Genomic DNA, 20905 nt, shown 5'->3' on the forward strand with positions numbered 1-20905 from the left:
GATGATGGAGCACACACTACAGCGGCCTCTGCTGGCCAGTCGCAATGCCATCGGCGATGCCTTTCGCCGCAGTGCCGCCCGCTACCGCGACAAGCTGGCCCTGGTCTACGGCGACCGACAATGGACCTACCGGGAGCTGGATGCTGCGGTCAACCGCGTGGCCGTCTGGTTGCTGCAGCAGGAGCTGAAACCGGGTGACCGCGTGGCCGCACTGGGCAAGAATTCCGATTTGTATCTGCTGCTCTGGCTGGCCTGCAGCCGGGCGGGGCTGGTGCATGTACCGCTGAATTTCGCCCTGCGCGGGGAGGAGCTCGCCTATCCCCTGCGCCACGCGGGCGCGCGGGCACTGTTTGTCGACAGTGACCTGGAGGGCCCCGTGGATGAAGCCCTGGCGGCCGGGGGCGAGACCATCGGGGTTCGCCATCGGCTTCGCGGAGAGGGCAGTCGGCTGCTCGAGGTCATGCTGGCGGCGGGTGACCCCGGGGAACCCGAGGAACCCGAGGGGCCGCCCTCCGCCTCTGCACCGGTGCAGATCATGTATACCTCGGGTACCACGTCCCTGCCCAAGGGCGTGGTATTGAGTCACGAGGGGCAGTTGTTCCACTATTTAAGCTGCATCATCGAATGCGAGTATCACGCCTCCGATCGCGTGTTGGCTGCCCTGCCCCTCTACCACACGGCGCAGCTGCATGTCTTCTGCATGCCTCAGCTGCTGGTGGGGGCATCCATCTGGCTGATCGACAGTGCGGCGCCGGAGCGCTGCCTGGCGATGATCGAAGAATACCAGCTGAATTCCTTCTTCGCGCCGCCGACGGTGTGGATCAATCTGCTGCGCTCCCCGGAGCGCCCGGCGCGCAATATCCGCTCCCTGCGCAAGCTCTACTATGGCGCCTCGATCATGCCCGGTGCCGTGGTGCAGGAGTTGCAGGATGCCCTGGAGCAGCCGCGTCTCTACAATTGCTACGGGCAGACCGAGATGGGCTCCCTGGCGACGGTGCTGTCACCTGAGGATCACGCCGAGCGCCCCACCTCCGCCGGCAGGCCGGTGCTGCACGTGGAGACGCGTATCGTCGACGAGGAGATGCGCTTCCTGCCCGCCGGCGAGACCGGGGAGATCGTGCACCGTTCGCCCCAGGTGATGCAGGCCTACCTGGACAACCAGGAGGCAACCCGCGAGGCCTTCGAGGGGGGCTGGTTCCACTCCGGTGATCTCGGCTATTTCGACGAGGCGGGCTACCTGTATATCGTCGACCGGGTCAAGGACGTGGTCAATTCCGGCGGTGTGCTGGTGTCCAGTCGCGAAGTGGAGGAAGTCATCTACAAGCACCCGGCGGTATCGGAGGTGGCGGTGATCGCCCTGCCCGATCCGCGCTGGATCGAAGCGGTGTGCGCGGTGGTGGTGCTGCGCGAGGGTGAGGAAGCCTCGGCGGAGGCGCTGATGGAGTGGGCGGGCCAGGGGCTGGCCCGCTACAAGGTGCCCAAGCGGGTCTTCTTTGCCGACAGCTTGCCGGTGAATCCCTCCGGCAAGGTCCTCAAGCGGGAGCTGCGGGAGCGTTTCGCGGACCAGGCCAGCGGGGGCTGAGGCCCGCACGACCGGGTGGCAAGCAGGGTCGCCCCGGGCGCTGAAGCCCGGGGGCTGGGTGCCGCCTCTCAGTCGCCCTTGCCGAGCCCGGCCAGCTGGGAAATATCCGCCACCTGCAGGAAGCGCTGGCGCAGGGCGTGCAGCAGGTTCAGGCGGTTGCGACGCAGGGCCTCGTTGTCGCTGTTGACCATGACACCATCGAAGAAGGCATCCACCGGCTGCTGCAGCGCCGCCAGGCAGGACAGCGCCTCGGTGTAGCGCCCCGCCGCCAGATGCGTTCCACTGGTTTCACCCAGTGTGTGGAGTTGTTCGGCGAGCTGGCGCTCTTCCGGCGCTTCCAGCAAGTCGTCGTCAACGTCGCCAAAGCGGTAGCCGGATTCCAGCTTGTCGAGAATGTTGCCCACGCGCTTGTTGGCGGCGGCCAGTGCCTCCGCCTCGGGCAGGCGGGTGAAGGCGTCCACTGCCTTGACCCGGCGCTGGATATCCAGCGGGCGCGAGGGCCGGTTGGCACTCACGGCGCGGAACACCTCGACCGGGATGCCATCCTCTTCATACCAGGCGCGGAAGCGCTCCAGCACATAATCGAGCACCTGCTCGGCGCAATCTGCCTGCAGGGTGTCCTCCGGGAACTGCGCTACCGCCAGGGCCAGGCACTCGCGCAGGTCGAGGTCCAGCTCCTTTTCCACCAGGATGCGCAGTACCGCCAGAGAGGCGCGGCGCAGGGCAAAGGGATCCTTGGAGCCGGTGGGCGGCTGGCCAATGCCGAAGATGCCCACCAGGGTGTCCAGGCGGTCGGCCAGGGCGACTGCCGCCGCGGTCAGGCCCTCGGGCAGCCGGTCCCCGGCAAAGCGCGGCCAGTACTGCTGTTCCAGGGCGTCGGCAACCGCGGGGTCCTCGCCGTCGTGGCGCGCATAGTAGGCGCCGGCAATGCCCTGCATGTCGGCGAACTCGAGCACCATCTCGGTGGTCAGGTCGGCCTTGCCCAGCAGGCCCGCACGCTGGGCCAGCTCCGCCGGGCTGCCCAGGCGCTGCGCCAGCTCACCGGCGAGCCGGGAGACGCGGTGAGCCTTGTCGTGCAGGGTGCCCAGCTGCTGCTGGAACACGACATTGCGCAGGTCGTCGACCCGGGAGGCCAGGCTGCGCTTGCGGTCGGTCTCGAAGAAGAAGGCGGCGTCGCTCAGGCGCGGCCGGATCACCCGCTCGTTGCCGGCGATCACCTGGGCCGGGTCCCGGCTCTCGATATTGGCCACGGTGATGAAGTGGGGCAGCAGGCGCCCTTCGCCATCCACCACGTGGAAGTACTTCTGGTGCTCCTTCATGGAGGAGATCAGGGCTTCCGCGGGGACGTCGAGGAAGCGCTCCTCGAAGTTGCCGGTCAGGGCAACCGGCCACTCCACCAGGCCGGTGACTTCCTCCAGCAGGTCGGGGTCGATGACTGCATTGGCTTTCAGCGCGCTGGCCTCCACCTCGACCTGCTCGCGGATCATCGCCTGGCGCTCGTCGAAGCTGGCGACCACGTAAGCTGCGGCCAGTGCCGCCGGGTAGTCCCCGGGCTGCTTGAGCACAATCTCGCCACTGCTGTGGACCCGGTGGCCGCGGGTGACATTGCCCGTGGGCAGGCCCAGGACTTCGCCAAAGTTCGATTCGCTGCCGAGCATGGCGACCACCCAGTGTACCGGGCGCACGAACTCCACTCGGCTGGCGCCCCAGCGCATGCGCTTGGCTACCGGCAGTTCGCGGATGCTTTCGTGGATGATCTCGTTGAGGCAGTCCCGGGTGCGCGCACCGGCCTGGGTGCTACGCAGACCCAGGCGCGGCCCCTTGGGCGTCTCGATGACCTGCAGCTGGTCGGGCTCGACGCCCTGCTTGCGGGCAAAGCCCAGGGCCGCCGGCTTCCACGCGCCGGCCTCGTCCCGGGCCTGGGCCGCCGGGGGGCCGAGAGTCTCGACCTCGCGGTCCTCGGCCTGCAGGGCGACGTCCTGTACCAGGACCGCGAGGCGGCGCGGCGAGGCGAACCATTGTACGTCGCCGAAGATCAGTTCGCGCTGTTGCAGCCCGGCCAGAATGCCGTCGCGGAAGGCCTGCCCCAGGGCTTTCAGGGATTTCGGTGGCAGTTCTTCGGTGCCCAGCTCTACCAGCAGCGTCTCGGTCTGGCTCATGCGCTGGCCTCCCCTGCCGGTGCCAGCTCGCGGCGCAGGCTCTCCTCGGCCATGGGGAAACCGAGGGCCGCGCGGGCGTCGTAGTAGGCTTGGGCGACGCCGCGGGCCAGGGTGCGCACTCGCAGGATATAGCGCTGGCGCTCGGTGACTGAAATCGCGTGCCGGGCATCCAGCAGGTTGAAGGTGTGGGAGGCCTTCATCACCATCTCATAGGCGGGCAGGGGCAGGTTCAGCTCCACGAGACGTTGCGCCTCCTTCTCACAGTGGTCGAACTGGGCGAACAGCCAGTGGGTGTCCGCCTCCTCGAAGTTGTAGCGGGACATCTCCACCTCGTTCTGGTGGTAGACATCGCCATAGGTGACGTCGCCGGCGGGGCCGCGGGCCCAGACCAGGTCGTAGATGCTGTCGACGCCCTGCAGGTACATGGCGATGCGCTCGAGCCCGTAGGTGATTTCGCCGGTAACCGGGAAACACTCCAGGCCCCCCGCCTGCTGGAAATAGGTGAACTGGGTGACTTCCATGCCGTTCAGCCAGACCTCCCAGCCCAGGCCCCAGGCACCCAGGGTGGGCGATTCCCAGTTGTCCTCGACGAAGCGGATGTCGTGCACTGCGCTGTCGATGCCCAGGGTCTTCAGGGATTCCAGGTAGAGCGCCTGAAAATCCGCCGGGGACGGCTTCATCACCACCTGGAACTGGTAGTAGTGCTGCAGGCGGTTGGGATTTTCGCCGTAGCGGCCATCGGTGGGGCGGCGGCTGGGCTGCACATAGGCGGCGTTCCAGTTTTCCGGCCCGACAGCGCGCAGGAAGGTGGCCGGGTGAAAGGTGCCGGCACCGACCTCCATGTCCAGGGGCTGCAGGACGACGCAGCCCTTGCCGGCCCAGAAAGTCTGCAGCCGGAGAATGAGTTCCTGGAAGGTCAGTGTTTCCGTGGGCACAGGTCACCTGTTCGCGGTTGGCACAAAAGGCCGGTATTATACAGGCTCTCGCCACGGGGGCATACGCCGCCCCGTGCCCATCGGCGCCCGCGTGCGCACGACAACCACAGTATCGAGGAATCCCGTGATTTACGGAAAACTGGTGGCTGGCCTGCTCGGCCTCTTGATTGCCGGCCCACTGGGGCTGCTGATTGGTCTGGCCCTGGGGCACCTGTTCGATCGCGGCCTGCTGCAGACCTTGCGGGCGGGTTCACCCGAGGCAGTGGCGCGCGCCCGGGAGGTGTTTTTCGAGACCACCTTCCTGCTCCAGGGGCACCTGGCCAAGGCCGACGGTCGCATTTCCGAGGAGGAGGTCGCCCACACCGAGGAAGTTTTCCGCCACATGGGGCTGGATGCGGCCCGTCGCCAGCGGGCGATCGAGCTGTTCCGCCGCGGCGCCGCGGCGGATTTCGACCTCGTCGGTACGGTCACCACCTTCCGCGAGGTGTGTGGCAAGCGCCCTGCCCTGCGGGAAACCCTGCTGCTGTTCCTGGTCTCCCTGGCCCTGGCGGATCGCCAGCTGGACCCGGCAGAGCACCGTACCCTGCGCCAGATTGCCGGCCTGCTGGGCTTCAGCGACGCCCAGCTGGAGCAGCTGCTGCGCATGGCGCGGGCCCAGGAGCAGTTCCACAGCCGCCCCGGCGGCGGTGCCCAGGCGGACACCCCGGACCGCCTGCAGGCGGCCTACGAGGCCCTCGGGGTCAAGCCGGAGATCTCCGATGCTGAGCTCAAGCGCGCCTATCGCAAGCTGATGAGCGAGCACCACCCGGACAAGCTGGCGTCCCGCGGGGTGCCCGAGGAAATGATCCGCCTAAGCACCGAGCGCTCCCAGGAAATCACCGCCGCCTACGAGCTGATCCGCAAGCACCGCGACCGCAAGTGAGGTTTACTCGCGGGGCTGCTCCCGCGAGAGGGTTTCACCGCCTCTCAATGTGTTGGCTGCACGGCACAGTGACCGGATTTTCAGGTCCGGTTAACCCACCGGGTCCCGGCCAGGCCAAGTCCTGCCGCCAGTAAAAAGAGCAGGCCCAGCGGCAGGGTTGGTACCGGTGCTGGCGTTGCCGTCGCCCCAAACTGCACGTCAAGGCTGACGATGGTGTCGACTTCGAAATCAAGCCCGTTCCAGTTGATCGCAATGGAGTCGGCATCAAAGGAGATACGAGAGAGATCCAGACCGACCATCGTGGTAGCGGGATTAATGCTCACCCCCGTGATGGCGGGTATGGTGCCATCCGGGTCAGAGAAAACCGGCCCGTTGAAATCGGCGGTTGTCCAACTGGACGGGCCGCTGATAAAGGTAATCAGTATGTTGTTGGCAGATATGTCGACATCTGTCCGCTGATCAGCCGAAGGAAAGTCGTTGAACTCAATGCCCGGTCCAACGATGGCACTCACCGGCGGATTAACGGTGGTAGCCAGGTTAGGGAAGAAGTAATCCCCCTGAACGTTTTGACCGTCAAACGACGCCACCGCTTGACCACAGAAAATGAGCGTGAAGATTAGAGCAAAGCGCGAAAACAAGGTTTTCATATATGGTCCCCACCAGATTCTTGTTGTTACCAGGTGGGTTCCATATCACGAGCCCACAAGTCGAGGCATGGCTGATAAACACCCGCTTGAAACCGGGGCCGCGCCTTCTGCCCTGAAGCATAACGGGAGCTGGTGAGCTTGTCGATGCAGGCTCCTGCGCTGAAAAGAGGCTCAGCGCGAGGTGTACCTGGCAGTTGTGTCCCGGCTCAGAGCCGCCAGAACATGGGCGTGAACAGCACCAGCAGGGTAAAGATCTCCAGGCGTCCCAGCAGCATCGCCAGGCACAGCATGCCCTTGGCGGCGTCGCTGATGCTGGCGTAGTTGGCACTCACCTCGCCCAGCCCTGGTCCCAGGTTGTTGAGGCTGGCCGCCACCGCGGAAAAGGCGGTGAGGAAATCCAGGCCGGTGGCCAGCATGCCCAGCATCAGGGTGACAAACACGAACATGTAGACGGCAAAAAAGCTCCACACCGCGCTGACCATGCTGGCCTCGACCCGCCGGCGGCCGATTTTCAGGGGAATGATCGCCTTGGGGTGCACCAGCTGCTTGAGCTCGCGGATGCCCTGTTTGGTGATGAGCATCAGGCGCACCGCCTTGATGCCGCCGGCGGTGGAACCGACGCAGCCGCCCATGAAGGACATCATCAGGAGCAGCACCGGGAGGAAGGTCGGCCAGAGGCTGAAGTCGGTGGCGCCAAAGCCCGTGGTTGTGGCGATCGACACGGTGTGGAAGAGGCCCTGTACCAGTCCGTGTTCCACGCTCAGTGCCCCGCTGAGGATCAGGTAGCTGCAAACTACCGCGCTACCCAGCAGCATCACCCCGAGGAAAAAGCGCGATTCCGAATCCTGCCGGTAGGCGCCCAGGCTGCGCCGGCGCCAGGCCATGAAGTGCAGGCCAAAATTCATCGCCGAGACCAGCATGAACAGGGTGCAGATGAGCAGGATGGCGTCGCTCTCGAAGTAGCCCATGCTGGCGTCGTGGGTGGAAAAGCCGCCGATGGCGACGGTGGAAAAGGCGTGGGCCACGGCATCGAAGCCGCTCATCCCCGCCGCCAGGTAGGCCAGGGCGCAGATTGCGGTCAGGGCGACGTAGACCACAAACAGTGCCTTGGCCGTTTCGGCGATCCGTGGGGTCAGCTTGCGGTCCTTGGTCGGCCCGGGGATCTCGGCCCGGTATAGCTGCATGCCCCCGATGCCCAGCATGGGGAGTACGGCGACCGCGATCACGATGATGCCGATGCCCCCCAGCCACTGCAGCAGTTGCCGGTAGATGAGAATTGACCGGGGCAGTTCGTCGAGGCCGGTAATTACCGTGGCCCCGGTGGTGGTGAGCCCGGAGATGGACTCGAATACGGCGTCCATGGGGCTCAGGCGCAGGCTTTCCGCCAGTGCGAAGGGCAGCGCACCGGCCAGGCCCAGTACGGTCCAGAACAGCGAGGTGACCAGGAAACCGTCGCGAATCCGCAGTTCCTGGCGGGCGTACTGGAAAGGCAGCCAGAGCACGAAGCCGGCAAGGAAGGTGAGGCCGAGTGCGGTGACAAAGCTGGTGGCGGTGCTGTCTTCTTCCAGCAGGGCCACCAGCAGTGGCACCAGCAGGGTGCTGCTGAACAGCATGAGCAGCAGGCCGAGGATGCGCAGGGTAACGGTGAGATGCACGCCGCCCCCTCAGAAGAAGCCGAAACCGACGGCGAACAGCTTTTCCACCGCGGAGATGCGGTTGCGGTCCACCAGGAACAGGATGACGTGATCCTCGGTCTCGATCACCACATCGCGGTGGGCGATCAGCACCTCCTCTCCGCGCACTACGGCGCCGATGGTCACACCCTCTGGCAGCGGAATCTCGTCGATGCGCCGGCCGACCACTTTGGAGGAGTAGGCGTCGCCCCGCGCCGTCAGCTCGATCGCCTCGGCGGCACCGCGCCGCAACGAGTGCACCATGCTGATATCGCCCCGCCGCACGTGGGTGAGCAGGCTGCCGATGGTGATCTGCTGGGGAGAGATGGCGATGTCGATTTCGTCCCCCACCAGGTCGGCATAGGCCGGGTTGGTGATCAGGGTGATCACCTTCTTGGCGCCCATGCGTTTGGCCAGCATCGACATCATGATGTTGGATTCGTCGTTGTTGGTGAGGGCGCAGAAAACGTCGGTGGACTCGATGTTCTCCCCGGTGAGCAGCGCCGGTTCGGAGGCGCTGCCGTGGAGCACGATGGCATGGCGCAGGCTCTCCGAGAGCACCCGGCAGCGTTCGTAGGACTGCTCGATGACTTTGACCTGGTAGTCCGCCTCGATGCGCAGGGCCAGGGTGGCGCCGATGTTGCCACCGCCGGCGATCATCACCCGGTGATAGGGTTTGTCGACCTTGCGCAGCTCGGACATCACTGCGCGGATGTCCTTGCGCGCGGCGATGAAGAAGACCTCGTCGTCGGCTTCCACTACCGTATTGCCCTCGGGAATGATGGCGCGGTCGCGACGGAAGATCGCTGCGACGCGGGTATCCACTCGCGGCATGTGTTGGCGAATGGCCTGCAGCTCCTCGCCGACGATGGGGCCGCCGTGGTAGGCGCGCACGGCCACCAGCTGGGCGCGGCCCTCGGCGAAATCCAGTACCTGAAGGGCGCCCGGGTTGGCGATCAGCTCGACAATGCTCTTGGTCACCAGTTGTTCCGGCCCGATGATCACGTCCACCGGGATGTGGTCGGGGGTGAACAGTTTTTCCTGGTGGGCCAGGTAGTCGGGGGAGCGCACCCGCGAGATCTTGGTGGGGGTGTTGTAAAGGGTGTGGGCGATCTGGCAGGCCATCATGTTGATCTCGTCGCTGTTGGTCACGGCGATCAGCATGTCGGCGTCTTCGGCGCCGGCCTGGTAGAGGGTGATCGGGTGGGAGGCCGCCCCGGTGACGGTACCGATATCCAGGCGCTCCTGCAGGGCGCGCAAGCGGTCGGCATCCATGTCCACCACGGTAATATCGTTCTGTTCATTGGCCAGGTGCTCGGCCAGCGTGCCTCCCACCTGACCGGCACCGAGAATGATGATCTTCATGCTGGCGCTAGCCCCGCCTCGAATTCATGGCACCTTAATGAAAAGCCTGCGGAATTGTAAGCGCTGGCCAGGCACATTTTTCTACAGTGTCGCTTCAGTCGCCTTTTCGCAGCAGGGCGTAGTAGAGCCCATCGCTGCCATCCGCCGCGGGCAGCCACTGCCGGCCCGCCGGGCGGGTCTGGCCGGAGTGCACGGGCAACTCCAGCAGTCGGGCGTCTTCATGACCCTGCAGAAAGCGCATCACCACCTCGTGGTTCTCCGTGGCAAGGATCGAGCAGGTGACGTAGAGCAGGTGGCCACCCGTGGCCAGCAAGGGCCACAGGCCCTCCAGAATCTCCACTTGCTGCCGCGCCATGGCCGCCAGGTCCGCGGGCCGGCGCAGCAGCTTGATGTCCGGATGGCGGCGAATCACGCCGGTGGCGGAACACGGAACATCCGCGAGAATGGCCTGGAATTGTCCTCTCTGCAGCACCGCGGGTGGCTGTGCGGCATTCCCGGTGATCAGCTCCGCCTGCAAGCCCAGTCGGCTGAGATTTTCCCGGACCCGGCCCAGGCGCTCCGGGTCGACATCCATTGCCGTCAGCGCCAGTTGCGGGTGGTGTTCGAGCAGGTGACAGGCCTTGCTGCCGGGGGCGGCACAGGCGTCCAGCACGCGATCGCCCGGGGCAAGCGGCAGCAGCTGGGCGGCGAGCTGGGCGGCCTCGTCCTGCACCGACACCTGGCCGTCGTGGAAGCCGGGCAGCTCGGCGACGTCCACCGGCTGCGCCAGGGTCAGGGCGTCCGCACTCAGCTGGCCCGCGGTGGCCACCAGGCCCGCGGCGCGCAGTGCCTCGCGGTAGTCGTCCCGGGAGAGGCGCTGGCGGTTCACCCGCAGGGTCATGGGCGGGGGAGCGTTGTTGGCGTGGATGATCGCTTCCGCCTGGGCCGGCCATTCGCGGTGGATGGCGTCATAGAGCCAGGGTGGGTGAGCAGCGGCGGCGGCCGCGGGCAGGCTGCCAGCCAGCGTCTCAGCCTCGCGCTGGTAACGGCGCAGGACGGCGTTGCACAGCCCGCGGGCCCAGTCCTTGCGCAGGACCCGGGTGGCACCCACGGTGGCGGCGACCGCGGCGTGGTCGGGAATGCGCATGGCCTCAAGCTGATAGAGTCCCAGCAAGAGCAGTGCCTGGATATCGCGGTCCTTGTCGCGCAGGGGCTTGTCGAGCAAGGGGGTCAGCTGGGCCTGCAGCCGCGGGTAGAGCCGCAGGCAGCCGTAGCAGAGTTGTTGCAGGAGGCCGCGATCCCGCGCGGATACCTTGTCCAGCGCCGCCGGCAGGCAGGCGTTGAGGGTACTGCCGCCGAGTACGCGGGCCAGAGTCTGCGCGGCCACTGCTCGCAGTGCCGTGCCGCGATCTGCGGCGGCCACTAGCTTTTCCCCCGGGCGGCCGTAGCGGCTGTGGAGGGTGTTGTATCAGCGCTTTCCGGCAGGAGGAAGTGTGCGCCGGCCCGCAGCCAGTCGGCCCGGGCATTCAACACGGCGTCGATGGCGAGGGGTTTGCCGCCGGGCAGCTGCAGGCGGGTGATCTTCAGCACCCCCTGCCCGCAGGCGACCCGCAGGCCATCGCGGTCGGCACCCAGCAGGGTGCCGGGCTCAGTGCCGAGCTTCACCTCGGGCAGGGCTTCGGCGGCCCAGATGCGCAGGCGCTCGCCGCTTTCCAGCACACTGAAGCAGACCGGGAAGGGGTTAAAGGCGCGCACCCTGCGCGCCAGCACCTCGGCGGGCTGGCGCCAGTCGAGCTGGGCCTCTGCCTTGTCGATCTTGTGTGCGTAGGTAGCGCGTTGGTCGTCCTGGGGCTCTGCCCCGGTGAGATACTGTTGCAGCTGCTCCAATACCTGCAGAAGCAGCGGCGGGCCGAGGTCCGCCAGCCGGTCGTGCAGTTCGCCACCGGTGGTATCCGCGTCGATCGGACAGTGGGCGGTGGCCAGCATCGGGCCGGTATCCAGGCCGGCCTCCATCTGCATCAGGGTCACGCCGGTCTCGCGATCGCCCGCCTCGATGGCACGCTGTATGGGGGCAGCACCACGCCAGCGCGGCAGCAGCGAGGCGTGCACGTTCAGGCAGCCGAAGGCGGGGGTGTCGAGCACCACCTGGGGCAGGATCAGCCCGTAGGCCACGACCACCATGACATCGGCCTCGAAGCCGGCCAGGGTGGCCTGCGCCGATGCCTCGCGCAGGCTGACCGGTTGCTCGACCGGCAGCCCCGCCTCCAGGGCCAGCTGCTTCACAGGGCTGGCCTGGAGGCGCTTGCCGCGACCGGCGGGCCGGTCGGGCTGGGTATACACGGCGACAATCTGGTGACGGCTGTCCAGCAGTGCCTGCAGATGCCGGGCGGCGAACTCGGGGGTGCCCGCGAAAATCAGGCGCAGGGACCGCTCAGGCACGACGACGGTGTTCTTTTTCCAGCTTCTTGCGAATGCGCTGGCGCTTCAGAGGCGAGATGTAATCGACGAAGAGCTTGCCGTCGAGGTGGTCAATCTCGTGCTGCAGGCAGATTGCCAGCAGGCCGTCGAGCTCGCGGGTGAAAGTCTCGCCATCGCGGTCCAGGGCGGTGACACGCACGCGCCGGGGGCGCTGTACCGTCTCGTAGAAACCGGGTACCGAGAGACAGCCCTCGTCGTATTCGCCCAGTTCCGGTTCTAGTACCGTCACTTCCGGGTTGATGAAGACCTGCGGCTCGCTGTGGTCTTCGCTGAGATCAATGACCAGCACGCGCTGATGCACGTCCACCTGGGTAGCCGCGAGACCGATGCCGCGGGCGGCGTACATGGTTTCGAACAGGTCGTCGATCAGGGCGCGGGTCGCGTCGCTCACCTCACTCACCGGTTCTGCGCGGGTGCGCAGGCGCGGATCGGGGAATTCGAGGATATCGAGTACGGCCATGCTGGGGTGCCTGTCAGGAAGGAAGTGAATTGCTTACATCGGGTCTTGCCTCGGGCGCCTGCCCGCCGCAAACTGTGGCTATTATATAACCGCGAGCCCGGTGGTGCCCAGCGCCTTCGCCGGTCAGCCAGTGAACAGGCCGGGGGTGGCCGGTATCACCGGCGACAGCTGACCCGCCGGGGGGCTTGGGGACAATCGTGCGCTGAATGGGATCACGACCATGAGAAAGCAGGGACTGACACTTTACCTGTTGCTGTGCTGCCTGTGCTTCAGCGCCGGTCTGCGGGCACTGGATCTGCGCGACGGTGCCCCGGAGACCTATGTGGTCAAGCGGGGGGACACCCTCTGGGGCATATCCGGCATGTACCTGGAGAAGCCCTGGCTGTGGCCGGAGCTGTGGGATGTCAACCCGCAGATCGACAATCCTCACCTGATTTACCCCGGGGACGAGTTGTATCTGGTCTGGATCGATGGGCAACCCCGCCTGCGCCTGCGCCGTGGCCGCGAGGTCAAGCTGCACCCGGAGATGCGTATTTCGCCTCTCGACCTGGCCATTCCCGCGATTCCCCTGGATGAAATCGGTCCCTTTCTCAAACGCCACCGGATAGTCGATGCCGGCGCCCTGAATGGGTCTCCCTACGTCGTGGCCGGTGACCAGGGGCACCTGTTGAGCGCGCCCGGAGACCGCATTTTTGGCCGCGGTGAGTTCGTTGGCGAGGAGCGCGCCTACGGGATCTTCCGCCCCGGTGAAGCCTACCGCGACCCCCTGACCGGCGAGCTGCTCGGCTACCACGCGCGGGATATCGGCAACGCCCGCCTGCTGAGCAGCCCCCGCGATGCGGTGGTGGAGCTGGAGGTCACCCGGGTCTCGGAGGAGGTGCGCATCGAGGATCGCTTGTTGCCCGAGGAGGAGCGCATCCTGGCGGCGACCTTTCATCCCCGGGCGCCAGAGCATCCCGTGGAGAACGGTTTCATGATCGCCGTGGATGGCGGTGTCAGCCAGATTGGCCCCGGGCATATCGTGGTCCTCAATCTCGGCGAACGCGAGAGCCTGGCGCCCGGCCATGTCCTGGCCATCTACCAGGATGGCGGCACGGTCTACGACCGGGTGGCCCAGGAGAATGTGCGCCTGCCCGATACCCGGGCCGGTCTGCTCATGGTCTTTGAGGTCTTCGAGCGGGCCAGTTACGCCCTGGTGCTCAAGGCGAGTCGCCCCCTGCGGATCATGGACAGGGTCGAGGAGCCCTGACGCGGCGCGGCGACCAGGGAGCGGTCGCCATCAAGAACGGGTCCGCAGCGGGCCCATTCGGCATCGGGAGAGGTGCCCATGTCAGTCGGACTGGACAGGGAGGGTCAGTGCCTGCTGCTGCACGCGGCGCCTTTTCTCGGCCGCCGCCAGCTGCAGTGCCTGTTCGCGCATTTTCGCAGTGTGCAGGCGGTCTGGGAGGCCGATTTGCCCGCCTGGCGTGCGGCGGGCCTCAGCGCCGCCGAGGCGCGGGGCCTGGAGGGCTTGCGGCGGCGCGGCACGTGTTCGGCGGCCCCGCGCGACCTGGGCCGCCAGCGCGAGCTGCTCGCCGCATTCGATGTCCGCATACTGGCGCTCGGTGAACCCGACTACCCGCCCCTGCTCGCCACCATTCCGGACCCACCCCCCTTACTCTATGTGCGCGGTTCAGCCGCCGCTCTGCAGCACCCGCAACTGGCCATCGTCGGCAGTCGCAAGGCCAGCCCCGCCGGCCTGGATCTGGCGCGAGAGATTGCCGGCGACCTGTCGCGGGCGGGGCTGACAATCACCAGTGGCCTGGCCCTGGGTATCGATGGCGCTGCCCACCGGGGTGCCCTGGAGGCCGCGGGTGTGAGCGTTGCGGTGATGGCGACGGGGGTTGAGGAGGTCTATCCCCGCCGGCATCGGGGGCTGGCCGGGGAGCTGCTTGAAAAGGGGGCGCTGGTCACGGAGTTCGCTCCCCTGACGCCGCCGGTACCGGGTCATTTTCCCGCCCGCAACCGTCTGATCAGCGGCTTGTCCCTCGGCGTGCTGGTGGTGGAGGCGGCGCGGCGTTCGGGCTCGCTGATCACCGCGGCCAGTGCGCTGGACCAGGGCCGCGAGGTCTTCGCTGTGCCCTGGTTCCCCCGCCACGCGGGCGGCCGCGGCGGTTTGCAGCTGCTGCGCGATGGCGCCAGTCTGGTGGAGACAGCCGAGGATATACTGCTGGCACTCGAGTTGTGGGCGGGTCAGCAGGCGCTTCCCCTGGGTGGTGCATCCGAAGCGCCCGAGGATCCCGGTTGCGGTGGGTCTGATTGCCGGCGGGTCTGGGCCCTGCTCGGTTACGAGGCTCGTGACCTGGCAACACTCGCTGTCTCCCTGTCACTGCCCACGGACCGGCTGCTTGCCGCACTCACCGAGCTGGAGCTGGCCGGGCGCGTGCAGCAGGTGGGGGGCGGTTATCTGCGTGCGCGCTGAAAGGCGCCGGTGTGGTCAGTGTCGACCTTGCCCCGCTACCCGGGAATGGGTACATTCGGCTCGCCACCCGGGTGTCGCGGTGGCCTTCCATCCACCAACCGGGGGCCAATAGCTGGTGAACTCCCTGCATCTCAAATTTGCCGTCAACGCGCTCGCCGCCGGCGGCGTGATCGCCTGCGCCACGGAAGCCGTCTGGGGGCTCTCCTGCGACCCCGATGATCCGGACGCGGTGGCCAGCCTGCTGGCGCTGAAGCAGCGTCCGGTGGAAAAGGGCCTGATTCTTGTGGCCGGTGATGTCGCGCAGATCGCCGGCCTTTTGGCGCCCCTGGGCGAGACCCAGCGGGCCCGTCTCGCGCTGTCATGGCCCGGGCACACCACCTGGCTGATCCCCCACCACGGGCGCGTACCCGCCTGGATCCACGGTGGCCGGGACACGGTTGCCGTGCGGGTCACCGGTCACCCGGGCATGTCGGCCCTGACGCGTGCCTGGGGTGGGCCCCTGGTGTCGACCTCCTGCAACCCGGGTGGGGCACAGCCCGCGGTGCAGGCCTTTCAGGTGCAGCGCTATTTTCGCGGCCAGCTCGACTACGTGTTGCCGGGCGCGGTGGGCGGAGCGCGGCGGCCCTCGGTGATTCGCGATCTGGCAACCGACGCGGTGCTGAGAACTTGACCCGTGTCATTAGAGTCCCCGGGGCGCGACCCGTATAATGCCGCCCCTTCGCAGTGACGACGGATACAGCCATGGACAGTGAAGCGGTCAAGGACTACCTGCTGGGCCTGCAGGATGAGATCTGCCGGCAGCTGGCGGAAGAGGATGGCGAGCGGGACTTTATCACCGACCAGTGGGAGAGACCCGGTGGCGGCGGTGGTCGCAGCCGCGTGCTCAGTGAGGGTGCGGTATTCGAGAAGGCCGGGGTGAACTTCTCCCATGTCCGGGGCGAAGGCCTTCCGCCCTCCGCCTCCGCTTCGCGACCGGAACTGGCCGGGCGCAGTTTCCAGGCCATGGGCGTGTCCCTGGTGATCCACCCGCGCAACCCCCGGGTGCCCACCTCCCACGCCAACGTGCGCTTCTTCGTGGCGGAGAAGCCGGGCGAGCCGCCGGTCTGGTGGTTCGGCGGTGGCTACGATCTCACGCCCTACTACGGCTACCGCGAGGACTGTGTGCACTGGCACCGCGTCGCCCGGGATGCCTGCGCACCGTTTGGCGATACGGTCTATCCCCGCTACAAGCAGTGGTGTGACGAGTACTTCCATCTGCCCCATCGGCATGAGCCCCGCGGTGTCGGCGGCCTGTTCTTCGATGACCTCAACGACGGGGGCTTCGAGCGCTGCTTCGATTTCCTGCGCGCCGTGGGGGACTCCTACCTGCCTGCCTACCGGCCGATTGTCCAGCGACGCCGCGATGAGCCCTGGGGCGAGCGGGAGCGGCAATTCCAGCTTTACCGCCGCGGGCGCTATGTGGAGTTCAATCTGGTCTACGACCGGGGTACCCTCTTTGGCCTGCAGTCCCAGGGCCGCACGGAGGCGATTCTGATGTCGCTGCCCCCGCTGGTGCGCTGGGAGTATGATTACCACCCCGAGCCCGGCAGCGCTGAGGCCGAGCTCACCGATTACTACCTGCGTGACCGGGACTGGTTGCGGGAAGGTTGAACAGGGAGGTCGGCCCATGTCCGACAAGTACGCCGTATTCGGCAACCCGATCAAGCACAGCAAGTCTCCGGCCATCCACGCGGCCTTCGCGGCCCAGTGCGGCCAGGATATCCAGTATCGCGCGGTGCGAGTGGAAACCGGTGACTTCCCGCGTGCAGCCCGCTGTTTTTTCGAGGCAGGCGGCAGTGGGCTCAATGTCACGGTGCCGTTTAAAGAGGAAGCCTTTGCCTTTGCCGACAGCCTCAGTCCGCGGGCCGCGCGGGCGGGAGCGGTGAATACGCTGACCCGCCGCGAGGACGGCGGAATTGCCGGGGATACCACCGACGGTATCGGCCTGGTGCGCGATATGGTGGCCAACCTGGGATGGCAACTGCAGGGCCGCCGCATTCTCCTGTTGGGGGCCGGCGGTGCTGCCCGGGGTGTCATGGAGCTGCTATTGCGGGAGCGCCCCGCTGGCCTGGTGGTGGCGAACCGGACCGCCGCCCGTGCGGAGGCCCTGGTGGCCGACTTCAGTGATCTTGGCTCGGTTGCGGGCGGCGGTTACGAGTGCCTCGAGGGACAGCAGTTCGACCTGCTGATCAACGCCACCAGCAGCGGCCTGCAGGGCGAAATGCCGCCGCTGCCGGACAGCCTGTTGACCGAGCGCAGCTGCTGCTACGACATGGTCTATGGGCCCGAGCCGACCCCCTTCATGCGCTGGGCGGCCCAGCACGCTGCCTGGGCAGTGGCCGATGGCCTCGGCATGCTGGTGGAGCAGGCCGCCGAGGCCTTTTATATCTGGCGGCGCGTACGTCCGACGACACAGCCGGTGATCACCCAGATGCGGGATTTGCTGGCAGCGGCCTGATCCTGGCGGGTGCCTGGGCAAGCGCAGTCCGCTAGCCGGATTGCGCCTGCAGGTGGCGGTCCTTGAGGCGCACGTAGTTGTCGGCGCTGTAGCGGAAGTAGGCCAGCTCCTTCTCGCTCAATGCCCGGGCTTCCCGGGCCGGGCTCCCCGTGTAGAGGTAGCCGCTGCGCAGGGTTTTGCCGGGGGTCACCAGTGCGCCCGCGGCGATAACCACCTCGTCTTCCACCACCGCGCCGTCCATCACGGTTGCCCGCATGCCGACCAGTACCCGGTCGCCGATCCGGCAGCCGTGGAGGATGGCCCCGTGGCCCACAGTGACATCGCTGCCGATCAGCAGTGGCCAACCGTCGGGGTTGTAGGGGCCCGCATGGGTAATATGCAGTATGGCGCCGTCCTGGATGCTGGTGCGCGCGCCAACCCGGATGCGGTGCATGTCGCCGCGAATGACCGCCTGGGGCCAGACCGAGACATCCTCGTCCAGCGTCACGTCGCCCAGCACAACGGCGCTGGGGTCAATCATCACCCGCGCACCGAGCCGGGGCCGGTGGCCCTCGAAGGTGCGAACTGAGCTGGCGGGGTCTTGCGGCATGTCGGTCCTCCCGGGTTGAAATTGCTACAATAGCGGCTCATTGCCAGGCTGGCCAGTGCCGGCCCCGGAGGAGGATCAATGCCTAGCGCCACCCGCCGCTTCATCGCCGGCGCCGTCTGTCCCCGCTGCGCGGCCATGGACACCATACTGGTCGACAGCGATACCGACTGTCGCGAGTGCGTCGAGTGCGGCTTTACCGATCAGCGTCCCGGCGATGCGGTCAACGAACCCGCCACCCGGGTCAGTCGGCCCGCCGCCCGACGGGTGGAAACCCGCGCAGAGCCGGTGCGCCTGATGGACCCGGGCAAGCCCGACAAGGGGGAGTAAGGCTTCAGCGCCGCTTGCCGGCCGGGTCCCAGCCCTCCGCTGACTGCCGTCGGCGAAAACGCCGGTAGAGCGTGAAACCTCGGGCAGCACTGAACAGGGTGAACGCCAGCCACAAGCCGCTGTTGCCCCAGTCCCGTGTCAGGTACCAGGTGGGCAGGTAGACCAGCCCCACGCTCACCAGCATCGAACGCATCAGGTCCCGGGTGCAGGCTGTCCCGATGAATATGCCGTCAAACAGGTAGGCCGGTGCGCTCACCAGCGGCAGCAGGATCAGCCAGGGGCCGTAGTGATGCAGCAGCGCCAGGACCGCGGGCAGGTCGGTCAGCTGGCGGAACAGCCAGGGGCCGGTCAGCAGGAACAGCAGGCTCATGGCCGCCGCGGTGGCCAGACACCAGAGGGCACAGCGCTCCACCGCCGCCGTGAAGCCCGAGTTGTCGCCCGCTCCCGCCCGCTGGCCGGCCAGGCCCTCCGCGGCGAAGGCAAAGCCGTCCATGGCGTAGGCGGTGACCATCACCAGCTGCATCAGCAGCGCATTGGCCGCCAGGGTGGCGGCACCGAACTTTTCCCCCATGGCGGTAAAAAAGGCCAGGGCACCCAGCAGGCAGATGGTGCGCAGGAACAGGTGTCGGTTGGCGTGCAGCAGGGGCAAAAAGTCTCGCGGCTCGCGCAGCAGGGCCGGAAATTCCCGCCGCCAGCCCGGCACTTGCCGCTGCACCACCCACAGCGCCATGCCGCAGCCGAGGTATTCTGCCAGCAGCGTCGCCAGCGCCGCCCCCTTGCTGGCGAGACCCAGGCCCAGGATCAGCAGGAAGTCCAGCAGGATATTGCTGAGATTGGTCAGCAGCAGGATAGCCAGGGGCCAGCGGGTATCCTGGCGTCCGATGCACCAGCCGACCACGGCGTAGGTAACCAGCACCGCGGGGGCGCTGGCGATGCGGATGGCGGTGTACTCTTTGGCCAGGGGCAGCAGCTCGGCGTCGGGCGCCATCAGGGCAAAGCCCAGGTCCAGCCACAGGGGGTGGGCCAGCCACACCGCCAACGCCAGGCCCAGGGCCAGCCACATGGCGCGCCCCAGCTCGCGCTCCGCCCTCGCCTGCGAGCCCGCCCCGAGGGCCCTGGCGACCCGCCCGGTGGTGCCCATGCGCAGGAAGCCGAAGCCCCAGTAGAGGAAGGAGAGCAGAGCGGCGCCGAGGGCGACAGCCCCGAGGTAGCGGCTGCTGTCCAGGTGGCCGAGGATGGCCGCATCCACCAGGCCGAGCAGCGGGACCGATAGGTTGGCGAGGATGGCGGGCCAGGCAATTCCCCATATCTTGTAGTCCAGGCTCTTTAGTGCTGCCATATATGGGGGTTCTGGCGGTGCGCCTGCCCTGCCCTCCGGGTGCCGATTCAAAACCCTCACAATATCAGCATCTTGGTGTTAATTGGTGCAAAGTTTGGCTATAATCCCGCCGCCCTGCCTGCGGCAGCTTGTCGCAGCCAGGGGACACAGTCAGCTGGTACGAGCACAAGCCTCTCCATCTCCCCTTCACCCTTGAAGGGCTGCGGCCCGGGTCAATCGCGACCTCAAGATGCGGCCGGAACAGTGGCCGCGCCCAAGCGGTGCAGGCGGAGAGCAGCGCGTTCGGTTGGGGGGAAGTCTTTAAACAGGTTATGGAGACACGGGAAATGGTCTTGAAAGCGAAGCGGCTGTGCAAGCTGGCGCTTGGTCCTGTGCTGATGTTGCTGAGTCTGGCCAGTGCTGGTGCTCTGGCGGCGGGCAGCAAGGTGAACGAAGTGAATATGCCGCCCGGCGTCACTGAAGTGGGCCAGCGAATCTACGATCTGCACATGTTGATCCTCTGGATCTGTGTGGTGATCGGTGTACTGGTGTTCGGGGTGATGTTCTACTCCATCTACCACCACCGCAAATCCCGTGGCGTGAAACCCGCGACCTTCCACGAAAGCACCAAGGTGGAAATCGCCTGGACCGTGGTTCCCTTCCTGATCCTGATCGGCATGGCGGTGCCCGCCACCTCCACCCTGCTGGAGATCTACAACACCGACGACGCCGAACTGGACGTGCTGATCACCGGCTACCAGTGGAAGTGGAAGTACGAATACATTAATGAAGACGGCGAGAACGTCGAATTCTTCAGTAACCTGCGTACCCCCCAGACGGAAATCTACAACGCCGAAGCCAAGGGCGAACACTACCTGCTGGAAGTGGACGAGCCCATGGTGATCCCGGTGGATACCAAGGTCCGCCTGCTGCTCACCGCCAACGACGTGATCCACTCCTGGTGGGTGCCCGAACTGGCGGTGAAGAAAGATGCGATCCCCGGCTTCATCAACGAGGCCTGGACCAAGGCCAGCGAGGAAGGCATCTACCGCGGCCAGTGCGCCGAGCTCTGCGGCAAGGACCACGGCTTCATGCCGGTGGTGGTCAACGCAGTAAGCCAGGAAGAGTTCGACAGCTGGCTGGCAGAGAAGCAGGCCAAGGCCGCGGAGATCCGTGAGCTGATGGCGCAGACCTTCACCATGGATGAGCTGATGGAGCGCGGCAAGGCGGTCTACGAGCGCAACTGCCTGGCCTGTCACGGTGCCAACGGCGAAGGTGGCGTGGGTACGGCAATCGCCGGCAGCGCCATCGCCACCGGGCCGGTTTCCGGTCACCTGGATGTGGGTATCAATGGCGTGCCGGGCACTGCAATGCAGGCCTTCGGCGGCCAGATCAACGATGTGGAGATGGCGGCGGTGATCACCTATCAGCGCAATGCCTTTGGTAACAATATGGGTGACATGGTTCAGCCCATCGATGTGTACAACCACAAAAACGGCTGATTGGAGGAGTT

The 20905-nt window shown here is 66.5% G+C and carries 19 protein-coding genes; 9 read left to right on the top strand and 10 right to left on the bottom strand.

Annotated features, from left to right (window positions below; genetic code table 11):
* The first annotated feature begins 1 nt into the window (after window position 1).
* Entirely contained in the window at window positions 2–1582 is a 1581-nt protein-coding gene (locus tag ACYVGS_RS17480; protein ID WP_460589979.1) for a fatty acyl-CoA synthetase, read from the top strand.
* A gap of 68 nt (window positions 1583–1650) precedes the next feature.
* Here ACYVGS_RS17480 and glyS read toward each other — a convergent pair whose 3' ends face one another.
* Both glyS and glyQ read right to left on the bottom strand, forming a co-directional pair.
* Window positions 1651–3741 carry a glycine--tRNA ligase subunit beta gene (glyS, locus tag ACYVGS_RS17485; protein WP_460589980.1) on the bottom strand — a complete coding sequence of 697 codons (2091 nt, stop codon included), beginning with the start codon at window positions 3739–3741 and terminating at the stop codon, window positions 1651–1653.
* Window positions 3738–4676, bottom strand: coding sequence for a glycine--tRNA ligase subunit alpha (glyQ, locus tag ACYVGS_RS17490; RefSeq protein ID WP_460589981.1), 939 nt, complete (start codon window positions 4674–4676; stop codon window positions 3738–3740). The genes glyS and glyQ overlap by 4 nt, the downstream gene beginning before the upstream one ends.
* Window positions 4677–4800: 124 nt before the next feature.
* Here glyQ and djlA point away from each other — a divergent pair, with 124 nt between their 5' ends.
* On the top strand, window positions 4801–5598 hold the full coding sequence (djlA, locus tag ACYVGS_RS17495; RefSeq protein WP_460589982.1) for a co-chaperone DjlA: 798 nt from the start codon (window positions 4801–4803) through the stop codon (window positions 5596–5598).
* Between the two features lie 80 nt (window positions 5599–5678).
* On the opposite strand, the gene ACYVGS_RS17500 is transcribed toward djlA, so the two are convergent.
* The 6 genes from ACYVGS_RS17500 to def all read right to left on the bottom strand — a co-directional run bounded on the left by ACYVGS_RS17500 (window position 5679) and on the right by def (window position 12200).
* Window positions 5679–6245 (bottom strand): hypothetical protein, encoded by a 567-nt coding sequence (locus ACYVGS_RS17500; protein WP_460589983.1) that lies wholly within the window; start codon window positions 6243–6245, stop codon window positions 5679–5681.
* A 206-nt stretch (window positions 6246–6451) separates the two neighbouring features.
* Window positions 6452–7900, bottom strand: a complete 1449-nt coding sequence (locus ACYVGS_RS17505) for a TrkH family potassium uptake protein (protein WP_460589984.1) — start codon at window positions 7898–7900, stop codon at window positions 6452–6454.
* Between the two features lie 9 nt (window positions 7901–7909).
* A complete protein-coding gene (gene trkA / locus ACYVGS_RS17510; RefSeq protein WP_460589985.1) occupies window positions 7910–9283 on the bottom strand; it encodes a Trk system potassium transport protein TrkA in 1374 nt (457 codons plus the stop codon).
* Window positions 9284–9377: 94 nt separating this feature from the next.
* The gene (rsmB, locus tag ACYVGS_RS17515; RefSeq protein WP_460589986.1) at window positions 9378–10685 is read right to left on the bottom strand and encodes a 16S rRNA (cytosine(967)-C(5))-methyltransferase; all 1308 of its coding nucleotides are present in this window, start codon (window positions 10683–10685) and stop codon (window positions 9378–9380) included.
* Window positions 10685–11701 carry a methionyl-tRNA formyltransferase gene (fmt, locus tag ACYVGS_RS17520; RefSeq protein WP_460589987.1) on the bottom strand — a complete coding sequence of 339 codons (1017 nt, stop codon included), beginning with the start codon at window positions 11699–11701 and terminating at the stop codon, window positions 10685–10687. Before fmt ends, rsmB begins: the two co-directional genes overlap by 1 nt.
* Entirely contained in the window at window positions 11694–12200 is a 507-nt protein-coding gene (gene def, locus ACYVGS_RS17525; RefSeq protein WP_460589988.1) for a peptide deformylase, read from the bottom strand. Before def ends, fmt begins: the two co-directional genes overlap by 8 nt.
* A 220-nt stretch (window positions 12201–12420) precedes the next feature.
* Here def and ACYVGS_RS17530 point away from each other — a divergent pair, with 220 nt between their 5' ends.
* From ACYVGS_RS17530 to aroE, 5 genes are all read left to right on the top strand, one after another.
* The gene (locus ACYVGS_RS17530; protein ID WP_460589989.1) at window positions 12421–13449 is read left to right on the top strand and encodes a LysM peptidoglycan-binding domain-containing protein; all 1029 of its coding nucleotides are present in this window, start codon (window positions 12421–12423) and stop codon (window positions 13447–13449) included.
* A gap of 78 nt (window positions 13450–13527) precedes the next feature.
* Window positions 13528–14661 carry a DNA-processing protein DprA gene (gene dprA, locus ACYVGS_RS17535; RefSeq protein WP_460589990.1) on the top strand — a complete coding sequence of 378 codons (1134 nt, stop codon included), beginning with the start codon at window positions 13528–13530 and terminating at the stop codon, window positions 14659–14661.
* Between the two features lie 115 nt (window positions 14662–14776).
* Window positions 14777–15331, top strand: coding sequence for an L-threonylcarbamoyladenylate synthase (locus tag ACYVGS_RS17540; protein WP_460589991.1), 555 nt, complete (start codon window positions 14777–14779; stop codon window positions 15329–15331).
* A 71-nt stretch (window positions 15332–15402) separates the two neighbouring features.
* The gene (gene hemF / locus ACYVGS_RS17545) at window positions 15403–16311 is read left to right on the top strand and encodes an oxygen-dependent coproporphyrinogen-III oxidase (RefSeq protein ID WP_460589992.1); all 909 of its coding nucleotides are present in this window, start codon (window positions 15403–15405) and stop codon (window positions 16309–16311) included.
* Between the two features lie 16 nt (window positions 16312–16327).
* Window positions 16328–17158, top strand: coding sequence for a shikimate dehydrogenase (gene aroE, locus ACYVGS_RS17550; RefSeq protein WP_460589993.1), 831 nt, complete (start codon window positions 16328–16330; stop codon window positions 17156–17158).
* Window positions 17159–17189: 31 nt separating this feature from the next.
* Here the strand turns inward: aroE and ACYVGS_RS17555 are convergent, their stop codons facing one another.
* Complete coding sequence (locus ACYVGS_RS17555) at window positions 17190–17747, bottom strand: gamma carbonic anhydrase family protein (protein WP_460589994.1); 558 nt, start codon at window positions 17745–17747, stop codon at window positions 17190–17192.
* Window positions 17748–17825: 78 nt separating this feature from the next.
* Here ACYVGS_RS17555 and ACYVGS_RS17560 point away from each other — a divergent pair, with 78 nt between their 5' ends.
* On the top strand, window positions 17826–18074 hold the full coding sequence (locus ACYVGS_RS17560; RefSeq protein ID WP_460589995.1) for a YheV family putative zinc ribbon protein: 249 nt from the start codon (window positions 17826–17828) through the stop codon (window positions 18072–18074).
* 4 nt (window positions 18075–18078) lie between these two features.
* On the opposite strand, the gene ACYVGS_RS17565 is transcribed toward ACYVGS_RS17560, so the two are convergent.
* Window positions 18079–19413: an MATE family efflux transporter gene (locus ACYVGS_RS17565; RefSeq protein WP_460589996.1), complete on the bottom strand. Its 1335-nt coding sequence runs from the start codon at window positions 19411–19413 to the stop codon at window positions 18079–18081.
* Window positions 19414–19739: 326 nt separating this feature from the next.
* Here ACYVGS_RS17565 and coxB point away from each other — a divergent pair, with 326 nt between their 5' ends.
* The gene (coxB, locus tag ACYVGS_RS17570) at window positions 19740–20894 is read left to right on the top strand and encodes a cytochrome c oxidase subunit II (protein WP_460589997.1); all 1155 of its coding nucleotides are present in this window, start codon (window positions 19740–19742) and stop codon (window positions 20892–20894) included.
* Window positions 20895–20905: the final 11 nt, after the last annotated feature.

Source organism: Haliea atlantica, from assembly GCF_054779855.1.